Origin of the sequence: Stenotrophomonas sp. SAU14A_NAIMI4_8 (assembly GCF_003086695.1) — a bacterium.
Lineage (GTDB): Bacteria > Pseudomonadota > Gammaproteobacteria > Xanthomonadales > Xanthomonadaceae > Stenotrophomonas.
Genome location: NZ_CP025999.1, coordinates 2,598,169 through 2,614,149, shown reverse-complemented (window position 1 = coordinate 2,614,149; position 15,981 = coordinate 2,598,169). Strand labels below are relative to the sequence as shown.

Here is a 15,981-nt window from a genome sequence, read left to right as displayed (position 1 = left end):
TAGTCGTCGTAAGCCCGACTGCCGGGCGTGTCTGCACAGGAGAGAGTCCCGGCAGGCAGTAAGAGGGTAGCGGCGCTGCAAGCCGAAGCTTTAGCGCAATGGTTCGGTTTTTTTTCGAAGGCGCCTGCGCATCAAGCAATGCAGAGCACGAACACCGCCGACAGCGCGACCATCAGCACGAACACGCGTCGGCTCAGGGCCAGGCAAGCGAGGCCTGCGGCCAATGCCCATGCACCGAGCAGGACACAGGCCAGCAGCCACAGGCCCATGCCCATCAGCGAGCCGGACACTACGCCCGACAGCGCCAGCGCCTTGAACAGGCCCACGCCCAGCACGCTGCCCAACAGCCCTGCCTGCAGGGCGACGGCATCATGGCGGGCAGGGGAGGGGCGGTGCTGCATGGCTGCACTCTGCCGCAAGCCACATCCACGCCATGTGTTTTTCAAGGGGTCGGATCCCTTTCCAGCGGAAAGGGCTCTGACCCCAATCCCGTAGCTCACGCATCGTCATCCAGCGCATCGCCATCCCAATCGGGCAGCGCGCTGTCGGCACGCAGCGCATCGGGGTTCACCGGCTCCAGCAGGGTGTAATCATCGCGTTGCGGGTCGCGGATACCCAGGCCGACATAGGCAGCCTCCAGCACGGCGGTATGCGCCTGTCGTCGCAGTTGCGCCGGGGTGGTCAGCTCGCCACGCAGCCAGGCCGCCGCGGCCGCGGGTTCCACAAACACCGGCCCATCGGCAGACAGCGGCGCCGGGATCGACGGATTGCCATCGGTCAGGATCGAAAACGTGTCGCGCATGTCGCCGGCCTCGTCCTGCCAGTGTTCCCACAGCCCCGCCGCCAGCAGGGCCAGGCCATCCTGGCGCTGCACGAACATGGGCCAGGGCTGTCGTCGTTGCCGGTCCCATTTGAAATAGCCCGTCATCGGCACGATGCAGCGCCGCTTGCTCCAGGCATCGGCAAAGATGCGGCTGCGCGGGGCGCGCTCCAGCCGGGCCGTGACGGTGGTGTAGGGCGTGGACGGTTGTTTCGACCAGCGCGGCACCAGGCCCCACTGCATTTCCGCAACGACTGTCGTGGTCGCGTCATCGGCGGCGCCGGCCGCCCAGACCCAGGCGTGGCCGTCCTTGCCAATGTTGTAGTGCGCATCTCCCGTTGCCAGTGCTGCGGCCACGTCACCGGGCAGGGCAGCAGGGAAGCTGTCCGCGTCCACGAAGGCCTGCACGAAACGTCGCATGACCGCTCCGTCGCTGCCTCAGCGCGGCGGATGTGCCTGCAGCACGTCGCGTCCTCGCGGGGTCAGGTCGATGTCACCGTCCTCGGCCTGTACGGCAAGGCCTGCGGCGACCGCCCAGGTTGCGGCGTCGCTGTCTACCTGTTCCGCATCGGCAATGGCCTGCAGGATCCGTCGCTGTGCGCCGGTCAGTGACGTGTCCATGTTCATACGCCGAGCACGCGCGGCTGCCAGTCGGCCACGCGTGCATTGCTCACGGCCTGATGGCAGCCGCAGTCTTCACAGCGGAACAGGGTGCCGCCCGGCAGGTGCAGTAGATTGCCTTCGGTGGACGAGGTCGTGGCTTCGCAATGGTTGCACGTCACCGTCAGCGACGTGATGCGTTCGACCCCGCCGGCCATGTTGAAGACGGCCTCGAAGGCGCGAATGGCGAAATGACCGGTGTCCGACATGAGGGGAAGGGGGGCAGGGGAAGGTGCATTCATCGTCACACTTTCACCTGTGATGACCCCGTCAGCCCGATGCGGTGGCGAGATCAAATCCAGCTGCTGGACACAGCCCTGCCAGCTGCAAGGGCTGTGTCCAGGGCCTCAGGCGGCCTTGCGGCGGCGGTCCACCATTACCGATACGCACCACAGCAGCAGGCCGCCGATGGCGGTCGCCGCGCCCACGTAACCGGTGGTGGCCGGGCTGAAGCCGGCGCTGATGGCCATGCCGCCCAGCCACGGGCCCAGTGCATTGGCCGTGTTGAACGCAGCGTGGTTGGACGCGGCGGCCAGGGTCTGCGCTTCGCCGGCCACGTCCATCAGGCGGGTCTGCAGCACGGCCGCCAGTGCGCCCATGGTGCCCACCGTCACGATCATCGGGCCGATGGACCACACCGACTGCGCTGCAACCGGGTACAGCAGCAGCATTACGATCGACCAGGCCAGCACCACGGCGGCGGCCTTGAAGTGGAACTTGTCCACCAGCCAGCCGCCGGCAATATTGCCGATGATCGCGCCAATGCCGAACACGCCTACCGCCAGCGGCATCCACGATTCGGCCACGCCGGTCACCTGCACCAGCGTCGGGGCCAGATAGGTGAACACACAGAACATGCCGGCAAAGCCGACCGCACCGATCGCCAGTGCCAGCCACACCTGGGTGGTGTTGAAGGCGCGCAGTTCACGCATGGGCGAGGTGCGCACCTCGTCCGGATCGGGCAGCAGGAAGCGGGCAATCATCACCACGGTGGCGATGGCCAGCAGGCTGACCAGGGCGAAGGCGGTGCGCCAGCTCACCTGCTGGCCCAGCCAGGTGGTCAGCGGGTTGCCGATCAGGATGGCAATCGACAGGCCCAACAGCACCCGCGACATGGCCTGGCCGCGCTGGCCGGCCGGGCTGATTGCCGCAGCCACCAGCATGGCCACGCCGAAGTAGGCGCCGTGCGGCAGGCCGGCGACGAAGCGGGCGACCAGCATGGTGGTGTAGTTGGGCGCCAGGGCGCTGGCCAGGTTGCCCACGGCGTAGAAGCCCATCAGCGCCAGCAGCAGCTTGCGCCGCGGGAAGCTGGCGCCGACGAAGGCCAGGATCGGGGCGCCGACCACCACGCCGATGGCGTAGGCACTGATCAGGTGGCCCACCTGGGTTTCGCTGATGGACAGGCCGCGGCTGATTTCCAGCATCAGGCCCATGCTGGCGAACTCACTGGTGCCGATGGCAAAGCCGCCCAGCGATAGGGCGATGATGATCAGGGTGCGCTGGCGCGGCGTCAGCCGTGCGGCCAGGGAGGAATTGGGGCTCATGCGGGCGCGCGATGGGGCAGGGGAACGGGCCATTGTACTGCTGCGCTGCAGCAGACGGCAGCGGCGTTCAGGAAAATCAGTGTTCGGCCGGTGGCGCGCCTAGACGGCCGTCGGCCCCAGCTGCGCCCGTGCGGCGCGATACTTCCCGCGCAGGGGCTCGGCGGTGGCCGCATCCAGGGCCGACAGCCGCGTTTCGTCGGCATTGTCGGCAATATCGGCCAGCTTCACTTTCAGGGCCAGCGGGTTGGCCGCGATGCCTGCATAGTAATGAGCGGTGTCGGCGCTGTGGTTGCGGCTCAGCAGCTGCACCGCGTGCTGGATCGCCGGCGGGAAGTCCTGCACCTGGGCGGCGAAGCCCGGGCAGTCCTCCAGCACGTCGTGCAGCCAGGCCACCACTTCGGCGTCGTCATCGCCGCGTACCCGTTCCGCGACGCGGGCCACATGCCCGATGTAGGGCGCACCGGCCTTGTCGATCTGCCCGGCGTGGGCGTCGGCAGCCAGTGCGCGGGCGCGTGCAATCCAATCCATGGTGGTCTCCGAAGCGCAGACGTGTATTGTCAGGGGTGGCACCCGCGCGTTGCCAGCCCTGATCGGAGCGACGCACGGGCCCGTCGTGGGAACGACATGTGAACGCCGTCACGGAGTGAAGCAATGCAGCAGTACACACACCAACTTGAACTACGCGGGCGCTACCGATTGGTAGCGGTGACCCACGCGCCGGTGTACGCTCCCGGCGATGTGATCGGGCATGCGGTCATCGCCGATGACGGGGAGCGTCTGTCCGATCTGATGTCGCTGGCCGAGGCGCGGCACTACCTGGAAGGGCTGCTGCGGGAAGAGGGCATCGAGCCCGGGCTGGAGGATGAAAACCACCTGCGGAAGAAGGCGTCACGCTGGCGCCGCCGCTAGTTCGTCGCGCCCTTGGGCGCATCATGGAGGATTCGGGTGTTGCCCAGTAAGAAGTATCTGCTCATCGCCATCGCCACCCTGGCGACCCTGGTGCTCGGGTTTGCGCTGTCCGGTTATCTGACCCTGCTGTTGCTCGGCCTGGATACCAAGCTCTTCACCTGGAACACCTACTACCAGTATTTCAATGCCCTGGGCCAGCCGCAGGTCGCCCCGTTCGTGGGCAAGATCAAGTGGGCCGGCTACCTGGGCTTCGGCGTGCCGCTGCTGCTGCTGGCGGTGATCGCACTGGTGGCGCTGCTGAAGAAGGACAAGCGCTCGCTGCACGGCGATGCCCGCTTTGCCACCAGCGCCGACCTGGCCAAGCACGGCATGTTCAAGAAGACCGGGCAGAGCATTGTGGTCGGCAGCCACGGCGGCAAGCTGGTGCGCCTGGATGGCCAGCAGTTCGTGATCCTGGCCGCGCCCACCCGTTCGGGCAAGGGCGTGGGCGTGGTCATTCCGAACCTGCTGGAATACGGCGAATCGCTGGTGGTGCTGGACATCAAGCAGGAAAACTTCGACCTGACCAGTGGCTGGCGCGCCAGCCAGGGCCAGGAAATCTACCTGTTCAATCCCTTCGCCGAAGACCGCCGCACGCACCGCTGGAACCCGCTCAGCTATGTGTCCGACGATCCGGCCTTCCGTGTCTCGGACCTGATGAGCATCGCCGCCATGCTGTACCCCGATGGCGCCGAGGACCAGAAGTTCTGGGTCAGCCAGGCCCGCAATGCCTTCATCGCCTTCACCCTGTACCTGTTCGAGAACTGGGACGACGAGCGCGCCAGCGGCTTCCCCGGCGGCATGGGCACGCCCACGCTGGGTTCGGTCTACCGCCTGTCCTCCGGTGACGGCACCGATCTGAAGAAGTTCCTGAAGGGCCTGTCCGAGCGGCCGTTCCTGAGCAGCAACGCGCGCTCGGCGTTCGCCAACATGCTGTCCCAGGCCGATGAGACCTTCGCCTCGATCCTGGGCACCTTCAAGGAGCCGCTGAACGCCTGGATCAATCCGGTGCTGGACAAGGCCACCAGCACCAACGACTTCCTGCTCACCGACGTGCGCAAGAAGAAGATGACCATCTATATCGGCATCCAGCCCAACAAGCTGGCCGAGAGCCGCCTGATCATCAACCTGTTCTTCAGCCAGCTGATCAACCTCAACACCAAGGAACTGCCCAAGTCCAACCCGGACCTGAAGTACCAGTGCCTGCTGCTGATGGACGAATTCACATCGATCGGCAAGGTGGACATCATCGCCTCGGCCGTGTCCTACATGGCCGGCTACAACGTGCGCCTGCTGCCCATCATCCAGAGCATGTCCCAGCTCGATGCCACCTATGGCCGGGAAACCTCGCGCACCATCATCACCAACCACGCGCTGCAGATCCTGTACGCGCCGCGCGAACAGCAGGACGCCAACGACTACTCGGACATGCTGGGCTACACCACCATCCGCAAGAAGAACGTGACCCATGCCCGTGAGAAGACCCACAGCTACAGCGAAGAGCGGCGTGCGCTGATGCTGCCGCAGGAGCTGAAGGCGATGGGTCCGGACCAGGAGGTATTCCTGTATGAAGGCATCCCGCATCCGGTGAAGTGCGACAAGATCCGCTATTACAAGGATCGCTATTTCACGTCGCGTCTACTTCCGAAAGTTGACGCGCCGGTGCTCGATATTTGAGTTGTCGAGTGCTGAATGTGACGCATGCACGAATTCAGGGATGTGAATTAGTGAAGCGCGTCAAAAAAACACCATACGTTGATGGAATTCAGACTTGTCTGACATGGAATTGACGTGCGGTTGTGCGACTCTATGCACGGCTTGGGAATCCTCGTGATTCAGCTTGCTTTCAGAGTGGCCAGGAGTTTCAGCCATTGGAACAGGGATGGTTCCGACGTTGGTGAGGGCGCATGAGCGCGGCTTGGAAAGGCCGTGGTATGCGACCTGGTTGGCAGCTTTCGGGCTGCAGGGGAACCGTGACAGTTGTGCCCTGTTAAGTGCGCTTACTGTGACGTTTCTGGCGTGCGCCATGCAGCGCCGGACGACCAGGGGACCAACATCGGGACTGCTTTTTCGTACGTCAAAGTGAAGCCCGTATGAATCAGGCGTTTATCGTGAAAATGTCCATCGCCGCAGCCGCGGCGTTGATGGTGGCCGGTTGCGCCACCAAGCCCGCACCCGATTTCGGCGGACGCTGGAAGCCGGTGAACCGGTTTGCCACGGCCCCGACCGAAATCCCGCTCTATACCAGCTACGTGTACCAGGCGTCGCCGATGGACGGCACGCTGAAGGCGATGCTTGAGCGTTGGGCCAAGGATTCCGGCCGCACCCTGGATTATCGCCTCAGCTCGGATTTCACCCTGTATGGCGCGGTGTCGGACATCGACACCACCAACGCACAGCAGGCCGTGATCGACCTCACGGCAGCCTATGCGGCACAAGGTGTTTCCGTCTCCATCGTGGGCAACCAGATTGTCGTGCAGAACGCCGGATCGACGCCCACGGCGGCGGTTCCGGCGGCTGACGCCAACAGCGGCAGCTGAGCCCCACCGAAATCATCGAACGTGCCGCACCCCGCGCCCGCCGCAGGGGCGTCACGCCCATTGATGTTTCAGCAGTACGGAAGAATCCATGTTCCGCAAGAAGGATGCAGGCAACAGCCAGAAGGTCGAGCAGTCGGTCGCCAAGGCGGTCAGCTACGAGATCACCGTGGCCGACATGGCACGACGCAGCGAGCGCCGCGCCTGGTGGGTGGCCACCGGCTCGTTGCTGATGTCGCTGGCGCTGGCGGGCGGCTACTACTACATGCTGCCGCTGAAAGAGAAGGTGCCGTTCCTGGTGATGGCCGATGCCTACACCGGTACGGCCACGGTGGCGCGGCTGACGGGCACCTTCCAGGGCGAGACCATTACGTCCAACGAAGCGGTCAATCGCAGCAACGTGGCCCAGTACGTGCTGGCACGTGAGTCGTTCGACTCGGCGGTCATGGGCCTGCGCGACTGGGAACTGGTGTTCGTGATGTCCAACGGGCCGGTGGCGCAGAGCATGAAGCAGCGCTATGCGGGGAACAATCCGCAGAATCCGTTCCTCATGTATGGCCGCGAAAAGGCCATCCGCATCAAGATCCTCAGCATCACCCCGCTCATGCAGCAGGCCAATGGCAGCTTCCGTGGTGCCTCCGTGCGTATCCAGCGCAGTCTGCTGGACAAGCGTACGGGCGCCACCAGTTACCTGGATAACCAGCTGGTGACGATGCGCTTCGAGTACAACCAGAATCTGGCGCTGTCCGAGCAGGATCGTGTGCTGAACCCGCTGGCCTTCCAGGTCACCGAGTACCGGGTCGACAACGACTACGCACGCGGCGTCCCGGTGCCTGACGACAGTGCCATGCAGGCGCAGGCGCAGCAGGCCGCCCAACAGGCGCAGGGCATCTACGACCCGAACAATCCCGCGGCAGCCACCATGATCGACCCGGCCACCGGGCAGCCGCTGGCCGCGCCGGCCAACGGCCAGGTGCCGCCAATGCAGGGCCAGCCAATGCAGGGCCAGCCAGTGCAGGGTGCGCCGCAGATGCAGGGGCAGCCGATGCAGGGTGTGCCCCAGATGCAGGGGCAGCCCATGCAGGGACAGCAGGCCCCCGCGCCCGCCTACCCGGGCCAGCAGCCCATGCAGGCGCAGCCGCAGGCACAACCGATGCAGGGCGGCCGATGAAACGTGTAACGAACCATTCCACCGGAAATGCTGATGGAGCAAGCAACCGATGAGTAGTCGAAAAGTCAGGGGGGGCGCATTGGCGCTGCTGTCGTTGCTGTCGCTGGTGTTTTCCACCGCGGCGATGGCGCAGGCAGTAGACCATTACGAGTATGAAAAGGATCGCATCTACCCGGTTCGCACCGGCCTGGGCCTGACCACCCAGATCGAGCTGAGCCCGAACGAAAAGATCCTCGACTACAGCACAGGCTTCAGCAATGGCTGGGAGCTGACCCGTCGCGAGAACGTGTTCTACATCAAGCCGAAGAACGTGGACGTGGACACCAACATGATGGTGCGCACCGAAACCCATTCGTACATCTTCGAACTGAAGGTGGTGGCTACCGACTGGCGCCAGCTGGAGCAGGCACGCAGGGCGGGTGTGCAGTACAAGATTGCCTTCAGCTATCCCAGCGATACCGAATTCGGCGTGGCCCAGTCGGCAGTGGAGGAGGAGGCCCAGCCGCTGCTGAGCACGGAGCTGGCCAAGGATCGCCAGTACAACTTCAACTATTCGTACTCGACCAGCCGGGCGAAGAAGATGGGCTGGCTGATTCCGGTCAATGCCTACGACGACGGTCGTTTCACTTACCTGAAGCTGCCGAACTCGCCGGAATACAAGACCGGCATCTTCCCGGCCGTGTTTGGCCGTGAGAAGGAATACGGTGAAGACTTCGTGGTCAATACCACCGTTGAGGGCAATACGCTGATCGTGCACGGGACCTACCCGTACCTGGTCATCCGCCACGGCGATTACGTCGTCGGTCTGCGAAGGAACGTGAAGAAATGAGCCAGCAGAACACTCCCGGAAACGATCCGAACACCGGACGCGAAGAGGGCCAGAGCCCGTACGGCTCGGTGTCCGGCAGCGCGTCGGAAAATCCGTCCAATCCCTACTTCGGTGGTAATACCCAGAACGCCTCGCCGGACCTGGATGCGGGTGCGCCACAGCTGCGCTCGGCCGAAGAGCAGCGGCTGAATCGCAAGGCGCTGTTGTTCCTCGGCGGCATTGTGGTGCTGCTGGTGGCGATGGGCTTCCTGCTGTTCCGCAAGGGCAGCGACGACGCCGATACGAAGAGCAAGCCCCGTGAGGTGGCACGCGTCTCCACGCCAGACCTGCCTAATGTCGCGCCGGCTGCACCGCAGGCCGCCCCGGCCCAGGTCGCCGAGCCGATTCCGATGCTTCCGGACAGGCCGCGCGACGAGGGTCCGCAGCTGGTGCCGATCACCGCTCGCCCTGAGCCGATGCAGCCGCGCGGTCCGACGCTTCTGGAGCGCCGCATTGCCGGTGCTGATGACGCAGCGGTCGGCGCTGGTAATCGCCCGGGTGGCCCGCAGTCGCAGCGTTCGGCCATCGACGAACAGACCCGACAGGCATTGCTGGCCAACATGATGCCCAACCAGCAGGGGCCGCAGAAGGTGCGTCGTGGCCCCGACGTGGAAGACATATCTTCTGCAACCTACATCCACAGTCCGGATGCCTTGCTGGTGCGCGGTACCTACCTGCGCTGTGTGCTGGAAACCCGCATCATCACCGACCTGGCCGGCTACACCTCGTGCCTGCTGACTGAGCCGGTGTACTCCATCAATGGTCGCAGCCTGCTGCTGCCGAAGGGTTCGAAGATCTACGGTTCCTATGGTGGCGGTCCGGCTGGCAAGCGTGTGGAAGTGATCTGGGATCGCGTCACCACGCCGAACGGCATCGACGTGGCCATGTCCAGCCCGGGCATCGACGGTCTGGGTGGGGCGGGTCATCCGGGGCAGTACAGCGCGCACTGGGGCAGCCGAATCGCGTCCGCGCTGATGATCAGCCTGATCTCCGACGTGTTCAAGTACGCCGCTGCCGAACACGGCCCGGAGTCGACCACGGTGGCCAGCAACGGGTTCGCCGTGCAGTCGCCGTATGAGAGCGCGACCGCCCGCACCATGGAGCGCCTGGCCAACGAAGCGCTCAGCGAAGGTCGTCGCCCGCCGACGGTCACCATCAACCAGGGCACCGTTGTGAATGTCTACGTCGCAAAAGACGTTGATTTCACCAACGTGCTCAACCCGCGCCGGTAATTCATAGAACGATCATGGACGCCGAAGTGTCTCCCATCGCCCTTGTTTCCAGCGAATTCCTGCGCTATCAGTACGAAGTGCTGGGCATCGCGGAGTACATGAGCTCGCCCGACGTGACGGAAATCTGCATCAACCGTCCGGGCGAGTTGTACCTGGAAACCCGGGCAGGGTGGCAGCGCGTGGACGTGCCGGGCCTGACCTTCGAGCGGGCCCGGCAGTTCTGCACCGCGGTGGTGAACGAGAGCAACACCGGCCAGCGCATCACCGATGCCGATCCGGTGGTCTCGCTCACGTTCCCCACCGGGCAGCGTGCGCAGTTCGTGATCCCGCCTGCGTGCGATGCCGGCAAGGTGTCCATCACCATCCGTCTGCCGTCCAAGCACACCAAGTCGCTCACCCAGTATCACGAAGACGGGTTCTTCAACCAGATCCTGGAGCAGGACGGCAGCCTGAGCGAGCAGGACCGCGAGCTGCTGGAGCTGCGGCATTCGCGCGAATACGCCGAGTTCTTCCGGCGTGCGGTGATGTATCGCAAGAACATCGTGGTGTCCGGCGCCACCGGTAGTGGCAAGACCACCTTCATGAAGGCACTGGTCAACCACATTCCAGACAGCGAACGCCTGGTCACCATCGAGGACGCACGCGAGCTGTTCCTGACCCAGCCCAACGTGGTTCACCTGCTGTACTCCAAGGGCGGCCAGAGTGCCAGCAACGTCACCGCCAAGAGCTGCATGGAAGCCTGCCTGCGCATGAAGCCCGAGCGCATCATCCTGGCCGAGCTGCGTGGCGATGAAGCGTTCTACTTCATCCGTAACTGCGCGTCCGGTCACCCCGGTTCCATCACTAGCTGCCATGCCGGCAGCCCGGAGCAGACCTGGGACCAGCTGGCGCTGATGGTGAAGGCCTCCACGGAGGGCTCTGGCCTGGAATTCGAGGTCATCAAGCGTCTGCTGATGATGACCATCGACATCGTGGTGCATATCAAGGCGCATGCCGGTTCGCGTTACATCACCGGCATTGATTTCAATCCTGGGCGCGCCCAGGGGCAGGAGGGTTGAACGATGTTGCCAGGCCTGGAAATGATGGCATGCCCGGAAATGGCCGTGTCCATGGACGTCATGCAGCACGTCATCAACGTGGAATCCTCGCGCAACCCCTTCGCCATCGGCGTGGTGGGCGGCGCGCTGGTGCGCCAGCCCAAGGCGCTGGATGAAGCGCTGGCCACCGTGCGCATGCTGGAAGAGAAGGGTTACAACTTCTCGGTCGGCCTGGCCCAGGTGAACCGCTACAACCTGGCCAAGTACGGCCTGGATTCGTACGAAAAAGCCTTCCAACAGTGCGCCAACCTGCAGGCGGGCTCGCGCATCCTGGCCGAATGCTACAAGCGTTCCGGCCAGGACTGGGGCAAGTCGTTCAGCTGCTACTACTCGGGTAATTTCACCACCGGCTTCCGCCATGGCTACGTGCAGAAGATCTACGATTCGATGCGCCGTGGGCAGCAGGTGGCCAGCAATGGCGCACTGCCGATCGATGTGGTCAGCCGCGGCGAGCGTCGTACGGTGAAGGTTGAACACCATCCGCAGACCCTGTCGCCGGTGCAGTCGCGCATCGTCGCCCAGGCCGACGCGCCGGTGTACGTGCCGTCCAACGATCCGGCCCGTGCCTACACGGTCTACCCGTCGGCGGGCGCGATGGCGCGCAGCAGTGCGTTGAACCTTGCCGATCAGGCGCTGTCGCGCGTGGTGCTGGGCTCGGTGGACCGCATGATGCAGCCGCAACAGGCTGCGGCACAGGGTGCGCAGGGGCAGGCTTATCCGCAGCAGCTGCCGCAGGCAGCCGGCGCCCCCGGTCCGCAGGCAATGCCGCAACAGCTGCCGGGAATGGCGGCCTCTGGCGAGCAGCCGGTCATGCTGCGCCCCTGGGGCGAGCGCGAACAGCCGACCGCCGCCCAGGAAAACGTCTATAACGCGCCGGCCCAGCAGCTGCCGGTGCAACAGATTCCCGCAGGGGATGCGGCCTTCGTGTTCTGACGAAGTCGTGGTGCGGCCAGTCCCCCGGCTGGTCGATTCAGTTCTGTTAGTCCATCAACAAGGAAATCAATCCATGAAGCGATCCAATATTGACCTCGTCCAGGCGCAGCGCACGCTGAAGTCGCTGCTGATGGCCACCCTTTTCGTCGGCGCCGTGTTCGCGCCGCAGGTGTTCGCCGGCGGTCCCGACTACGGCGGCACCGACACCAAGGTCTGTGGCTTCTTCGACAACATCAACGGCCTGCTGAACATGGCCTCGATCGCGGTGGTCACCATCGCCGTCATCTTTGCCGGTTACCAGATCGCCTTCGCTCACAAGCGCATCTCTGAAGTGGCGCCTATCCTGATCGGTGGCGTTCTGATCGGCGCTGCCAGCCAGATCGCGCGCATGCTGCTGGGTGACGGCAGCGATGGCAACTGCTCCAACTCGGGCGGCGGCACCACCTTCCTGATCCAGAACGCCATCCAGTACTACAGTGCATAAGAACGTACTGTTTCGGGGTTGCACGCGCCCGGCCATGTTTCTGGGCGTGCCCTACCTGCCTTTCTTCATGGTGGCGGGCGGGTTGCTGTTGCTGAGCGTCTACACCAATTTCTGGTTCCTGCTCACCATACCGGTGGCCATTTTCATCATGCGGCAGATGGCCAAGCGTGACGAGATGATCTTCCGGCTGCTGGGCCTGCGGCTGCTGTTCAAGCTGCGCGCCCGCAATGTGCAGGAACACGATGGGATGTGGGTGTTCAACCCGAATCACTACCGCACCAAGCCGGCCCCCAAGGATTGAGGGCCACATGCACCGGCCGGCCGACAGGCTGGCCGGTGCAGCTTCAAACCACTTCTGCAGTACCCCTTTGGAAGCCGTCGCATGTTCAGTCCAGACACCTCCATCAGCGAATTCATTCCGTTGTCATCACATGTGGCACCGAACGTGGTGAAGACCACGGGCGGCGACTATCTCATGACCTGGCATCTGGAAGGCTTGCCGTTCGTGGGCCGTGAGGAATGGGAGCTCGAGCATCGGCACAACACCTTCAACCGGCTGCTGCAGACCCTGCGCGCGCCGGATTTCGTCAACGTCGCCTTCTGGGTGCATGACATCCGTCGCCGTCGCACGCTGAAGGGCAAGAGCGAGTACAAGCAGCGGTTCAACCAGGACGTGTCCGATCAGTACATGGGCATGCTGTCGTCGCAGCGCATCATGCAGAACGAACTGTATCTGACCATGATCTTCAGGCCGGTCGTGGCCGGAAAGCGCTTCGTCGAAAAGTCCGCCAACATCGAAAAGCTGCGCGCCGAGCAGGAGCAGGCGGTCGAGAAGCTGCTGGAACTGGCGGGCAACGTTGAAGCGGTGATCCGCGACTACGCGCCTTACCGCTTGGGCATGTACGAGGCCAAGAACGGCGTGGTGTTCTCGGAAACGCTGGAGCTGTTTGGTTACCTCATCAACCGCATTGATGAGCCGGTGCCGGTGTTGTCGGCTCCCGTGAAGGACTACCTGCCGGTCAGCCGGCACATGTTCTCGGCCAAGACCGGTGACTTCGTCATCAATACGCCCAATGGCGTCAATCACTTCGGCGCCATCCTGAACATCAAGGAGTATGCCGAGGGAACCTACCCGGGCATCCTCAACGGTCTGAAGTATCTGGACTACGAATACGTCATCACCCACTCCTTCAGCCCGATGGGGCGCCAGGATGCTCTGAAGGTGCTGGACCGCACCAAGGGCATGATGATCTCGTCCGGTGACAAGGCGGTCAGTCAGATCGTGGAGCTGGACCAGGCCATGGATCAGCTCTCCTCAGGCAATTTCGTGCTGGGCGAGTACCACTTCATGATGACGGTCTACGGCGACAGCCAGGCCAAGCTCTCGCAGAACGTGGCCACCACCCGCGCCGAGCTGTCCAACGCTGGGTTCGTATCGACCAAGGAAGACCTGGCCGTCACCTCGTCGTTCTACTCGCAGCTGCCGGGCAACTGGCGCTATCGCACGCGGCTGGCCAACGTCAGCTCGCTGAACTTCCTGGGCCTGTCGCCGTTGCACAACTTCGCCACCGGCAAGCAGCACAACAACCCGTGGGGCGACTGCGTCACCACGCTGCAGACCACCAACGGCCAGCCGTACTACTTCAACTTCCACGCCACCCATCCCTCCGAGAATTCGCTGGGTGAAAAGGCCATCGCCAACACCATGGTGATCGGTAAGTCCGGTACCGGTAAGACCGCGCTGATCAATTTCCTGCTCAGCCAGGTGCAGAAGTACGACCCGTCGCCGACGATCTTCTTCTTCGACAAGGACCGCGGCGCAGAGATCTTCGTGCGTGCCTGTGGCGGCAACTACCTGGCCCTGGAGAACGGCGCGCCGACCGGCTTCAATCCGTTCCAGTGCGAAAACAGCGAAGCCAACGTGCAGTTCCTGGCCGACCTGATCAAGGTGCTGGCCGGCAAGCGCGAATACAGCGCCCGCGAAGAGGAAGACATCTACCGCGCGGTGGAAAGCATGCTGGACACGCCCATGCACCTGCGCAGCATGACCAACTTCCAGAAGAGCCTGCCCAACATGGGCGACGACGGTCTGTACGCGCGCATGCGCCGCTGGACCTCGGGCAACTCGCTGGGCTGGGTGTTCGACAACCCCGTTGATACCGTGGACCTGAGCAAGGCCAACATCATTGGCTTTGACTACACCGACATCATCGACAACCCCGAAGTGCGCGTGCCGGTCATCAACTACCTGCTGCACCGACTGGAATCGCTGATCGACGGTCGTCCGCTGATCTACGTGATGGACGAATTCTGGAAGATCCTGGACGGCGAGGGTGGCCTGAAGGAGTTCGCCAAGAACAAGCAGAAGACCATCCGTAAGCAGAATGGGCTGGGCATCTTCGCCACGCAGAGCCCGGAAGACGCGCTGAAGAGCGACATCTCCGCTGCCCTGATCGAACAGACCGCCACGCTGATCCTGCTGCCGAACCCGAACGCCAGCAAGAGCGACTACATGGACGGCCTGAAGCTGACCGAGGCCGAGTTCCGTGTCGTCACCGCGCTGGATGAGCGCTCACGCTGTTTCCTGGTCAAGCAGGGCCACGCTTCCAGCGTGTGCCAGCTCAACCTGCGCGGCATGGACGACATCCTGTCGGTGATCTCTGCATCCACCGACAACATCGACGTCATGCACCGTGTGCTGCAGAGCGCTGCCGTGCGTGCCCGCGTAACGGTCGATGAGCTGACGCCGGAGCAGTGGCTGGAAGATTTCTACAAGAACCGGAAGGGCTCTGGAAAGCCCGCATCCAACAATAAGGAGGTTGCAGCATGACTGTCGCAACGGACGTGAACGCAGCAAGCCCCTTGATTACGATGGAGAAGAACATGGAAACCGCACCTCGCGCTCTCAAGAAGAAGTCCCTGTCCTCCCGCATCCGTACCTCGCTGATGGGTGCAAGCCTGACGGCGATGCTGGTGGCGCCTGTCCAGGCCTACACGCTTCCGGTAGTCGAGATCGGCATGCAGCTGTTCAACGGCACGATGACCGAGGTCAATACCCTGACCAGTCAGGCTGAGGCCTTTATCGAGTACGGCGAGCAGTACAAGCGCTTCTATGACACAACGCAGAACTGGCTGCAGAAGCTGGCCCAGTTCCAGCAGATCATCGCCGCTCCGAACATGCCCTCGGGCATCACGTTGACGCCTGTTCCGGATGACTGGAATGTTTCCGAACGCTGTGGCTTGGGCGTGATCGGTGGGATCGGTGATCTGCTTTCGGCGATGAAGCTCAATCCCAAGGGTGATATCGCACAGCAGCAGAAGGAGATCTGCGCGGCGATCCAGCTCATCCAGAACAAGAAATACAACGAAACCATCAGTGTCGTCCAGGATACGCTTCCGGAGATTCGCGGCGTCCTTGACAAGATCAAGAGCATTCGCGAGCTGACGTCCAAGGAAGGCGGAATGACGGAAACCATGACCAATGCCCAACTGTCCGACTCGTACATGCAGGCGGACTTCACCGCATGGGAAACGCGCATCAAGATGTATGACCGGCAGATCTCGGCCCTGGAGCGCCAACAGGAGTTCCTGACTGAGCGCGCGCTCAAGGGGACACGATCGCCGTTGGGAACCGTCGTCAAGACCGCTGCACTCAAGGCGGCGTTGTCCCTCTAATGCAGACGCCGG

At 63.4% G+C, this 15,981-nt stretch carries 18 protein-coding genes; 12 read left to right on the top strand and 6 right to left on the bottom strand.

The genetic code is table 11. From position 1 onward, the window contains the following. Positions 1 to 131: 131 nt before the first annotated feature. The 6 genes from C1930_RS12090 to C1930_RS12065 all read right to left on the bottom strand — a co-directional run bounded on the left by C1930_RS12090 (position 132) and on the right by C1930_RS12065 (position 3,552). A complete protein-coding gene (locus C1930_RS12090) occupies positions 132 to 401 on the bottom strand; it encodes a hypothetical protein (RefSeq protein WP_108756493.1) in 270 nt (89 codons plus the stop codon). A gap of 95 nt (positions 402 to 496) precedes the next feature. Further along, a complete protein-coding gene (locus C1930_RS12085; RefSeq protein ID WP_108771840.1) occupies positions 497 to 1,240 on the bottom strand; it encodes an SOS response-associated peptidase family protein in 744 nt (247 codons plus the stop codon). 18 nt (positions 1,241 to 1,258) lie between these two features. Beyond that, a complete protein-coding gene (locus C1930_RS12080; protein ID WP_108771839.1) occupies positions 1,259 to 1,447 on the bottom strand; it encodes a hypothetical protein in 189 nt (62 codons plus the stop codon). Next, positions 1,444 to 1,722: a hypothetical protein gene (locus tag C1930_RS12075; protein ID WP_234412116.1), complete on the bottom strand. Its 279-nt coding sequence runs from the start codon at positions 1,720 to 1,722 to the stop codon at positions 1,444 to 1,446. The genes C1930_RS12080 and C1930_RS12075 overlap by 4 nt, the downstream gene beginning before the upstream one ends. Positions 1,723 to 1,827: 105 nt before the next feature. Then, positions 1,828 to 3,024, bottom strand: coding sequence for an MFS transporter (locus C1930_RS12070; RefSeq protein WP_108756489.1), 1,197 nt, complete (start codon positions 3,022 to 3,024; stop codon positions 1,828 to 1,830). Between the two features lie 99 nt (positions 3,025 to 3,123). Continuing rightward, positions 3,124 to 3,552, bottom strand: coding sequence for an HD domain-containing protein (locus C1930_RS12065; RefSeq protein ID WP_108756488.1), 429 nt, complete (start codon positions 3,550 to 3,552; stop codon positions 3,124 to 3,126). Positions 3,553 to 3,675: 123 nt separating this feature from the next. Between C1930_RS12065 and C1930_RS12060 the strand changes: the two genes are divergently transcribed. The 12 genes from C1930_RS12060 (at position 3,676) to C1930_RS12005 (ending at position 15,969) form a co-directional block, all read left to right on the top strand. Beyond that, positions 3,676 to 3,933, top strand: a complete 258-nt coding sequence (locus C1930_RS12060; RefSeq protein WP_108753406.1) for a hypothetical protein — start codon at positions 3,676 to 3,678, stop codon at positions 3,931 to 3,933. Between the two features lie 36 nt (positions 3,934 to 3,969). Then, positions 3,970 to 5,649, top strand: a complete 1,680-nt coding sequence (locus C1930_RS12055; protein WP_108756487.1) for a type IV secretory system conjugative DNA transfer family protein — start codon at positions 3,970 to 3,972, stop codon at positions 5,647 to 5,649. A gap of 416 nt (positions 5,650 to 6,065) precedes the next feature. Next, complete coding sequence (locus C1930_RS12050; protein ID WP_108749944.1) at positions 6,066 to 6,512, top strand: hypothetical protein; 447 nt, start codon at positions 6,066 to 6,068, stop codon at positions 6,510 to 6,512. A gap of 88 nt (positions 6,513 to 6,600) precedes the next feature. Continuing rightward, positions 6,601 to 7,680 (top strand): type IV secretion system protein, encoded by a 1,080-nt coding sequence (locus C1930_RS12045; RefSeq protein WP_108756486.1) that lies wholly within the window; start codon positions 6,601 to 6,603, stop codon positions 7,678 to 7,680. Between the two features lie 49 nt (positions 7,681 to 7,729). After that, a complete protein-coding gene (locus C1930_RS12040; RefSeq protein ID WP_108756485.1) occupies positions 7,730 to 8,509 on the top strand; it encodes a TrbG/VirB9 family P-type conjugative transfer protein in 780 nt (259 codons plus the stop codon). Continuing rightward, positions 8,506 to 9,780, top strand: coding sequence for a TrbI/VirB10 family protein (locus C1930_RS12035; RefSeq protein WP_108756484.1), 1,275 nt, complete (start codon positions 8,506 to 8,508; stop codon positions 9,778 to 9,780). The genes C1930_RS12040 and C1930_RS12035 overlap by 4 nt, the downstream gene beginning before the upstream one ends. A gap of 14 nt (positions 9,781 to 9,794) precedes the next feature. Then, positions 9,795 to 10,838, top strand: a complete 1,044-nt coding sequence (gene virB11, locus C1930_RS12030; protein WP_108756483.1) for a P-type DNA transfer ATPase VirB11 — start codon at positions 9,795 to 9,797, stop codon at positions 10,836 to 10,838. A gap of 3 nt (positions 10,839 to 10,841) precedes the next feature. Beyond that, a complete protein-coding gene (locus C1930_RS12025) occupies positions 10,842 to 11,810 on the top strand; it encodes a lytic transglycosylase domain-containing protein (RefSeq protein WP_108756482.1) in 969 nt (322 codons plus the stop codon). A 73-nt stretch (positions 11,811 to 11,883) separates the two neighbouring features. Beyond that, complete coding sequence (locus tag C1930_RS12020; protein ID WP_108756481.1) at positions 11,884 to 12,294, top strand: TrbC/VirB2 family protein; 411 nt, start codon at positions 11,884 to 11,886, stop codon at positions 12,292 to 12,294. Then, complete coding sequence (locus tag C1930_RS12015) at positions 12,287 to 12,595, top strand: VirB3 family type IV secretion system protein (protein ID WP_108756480.1); 309 nt, start codon at positions 12,287 to 12,289, stop codon at positions 12,593 to 12,595. Before C1930_RS12020 ends, C1930_RS12015 begins: the two co-directional genes overlap by 8 nt. Positions 12,596 to 12,676: 81 nt before the next feature. Beyond that, the gene (locus tag C1930_RS12010) at positions 12,677 to 15,124 is read left to right on the top strand and encodes a VirB4 family type IV secretion/conjugal transfer ATPase (RefSeq protein ID WP_108756479.1); all 2,448 of its coding nucleotides are present in this window, start codon (positions 12,677 to 12,679) and stop codon (positions 15,122 to 15,124) included. Next, positions 15,121 to 15,969 carry a hypothetical protein gene (locus C1930_RS12005; protein WP_108771838.1) on the top strand — a complete coding sequence of 283 codons (849 nt, stop codon included), beginning with the start codon at positions 15,121 to 15,123 and terminating at the stop codon, positions 15,967 to 15,969. Before C1930_RS12010 ends, C1930_RS12005 begins: the two co-directional genes overlap by 4 nt. Positions 15,970 to 15,981: the final 12 nt, after the last annotated feature.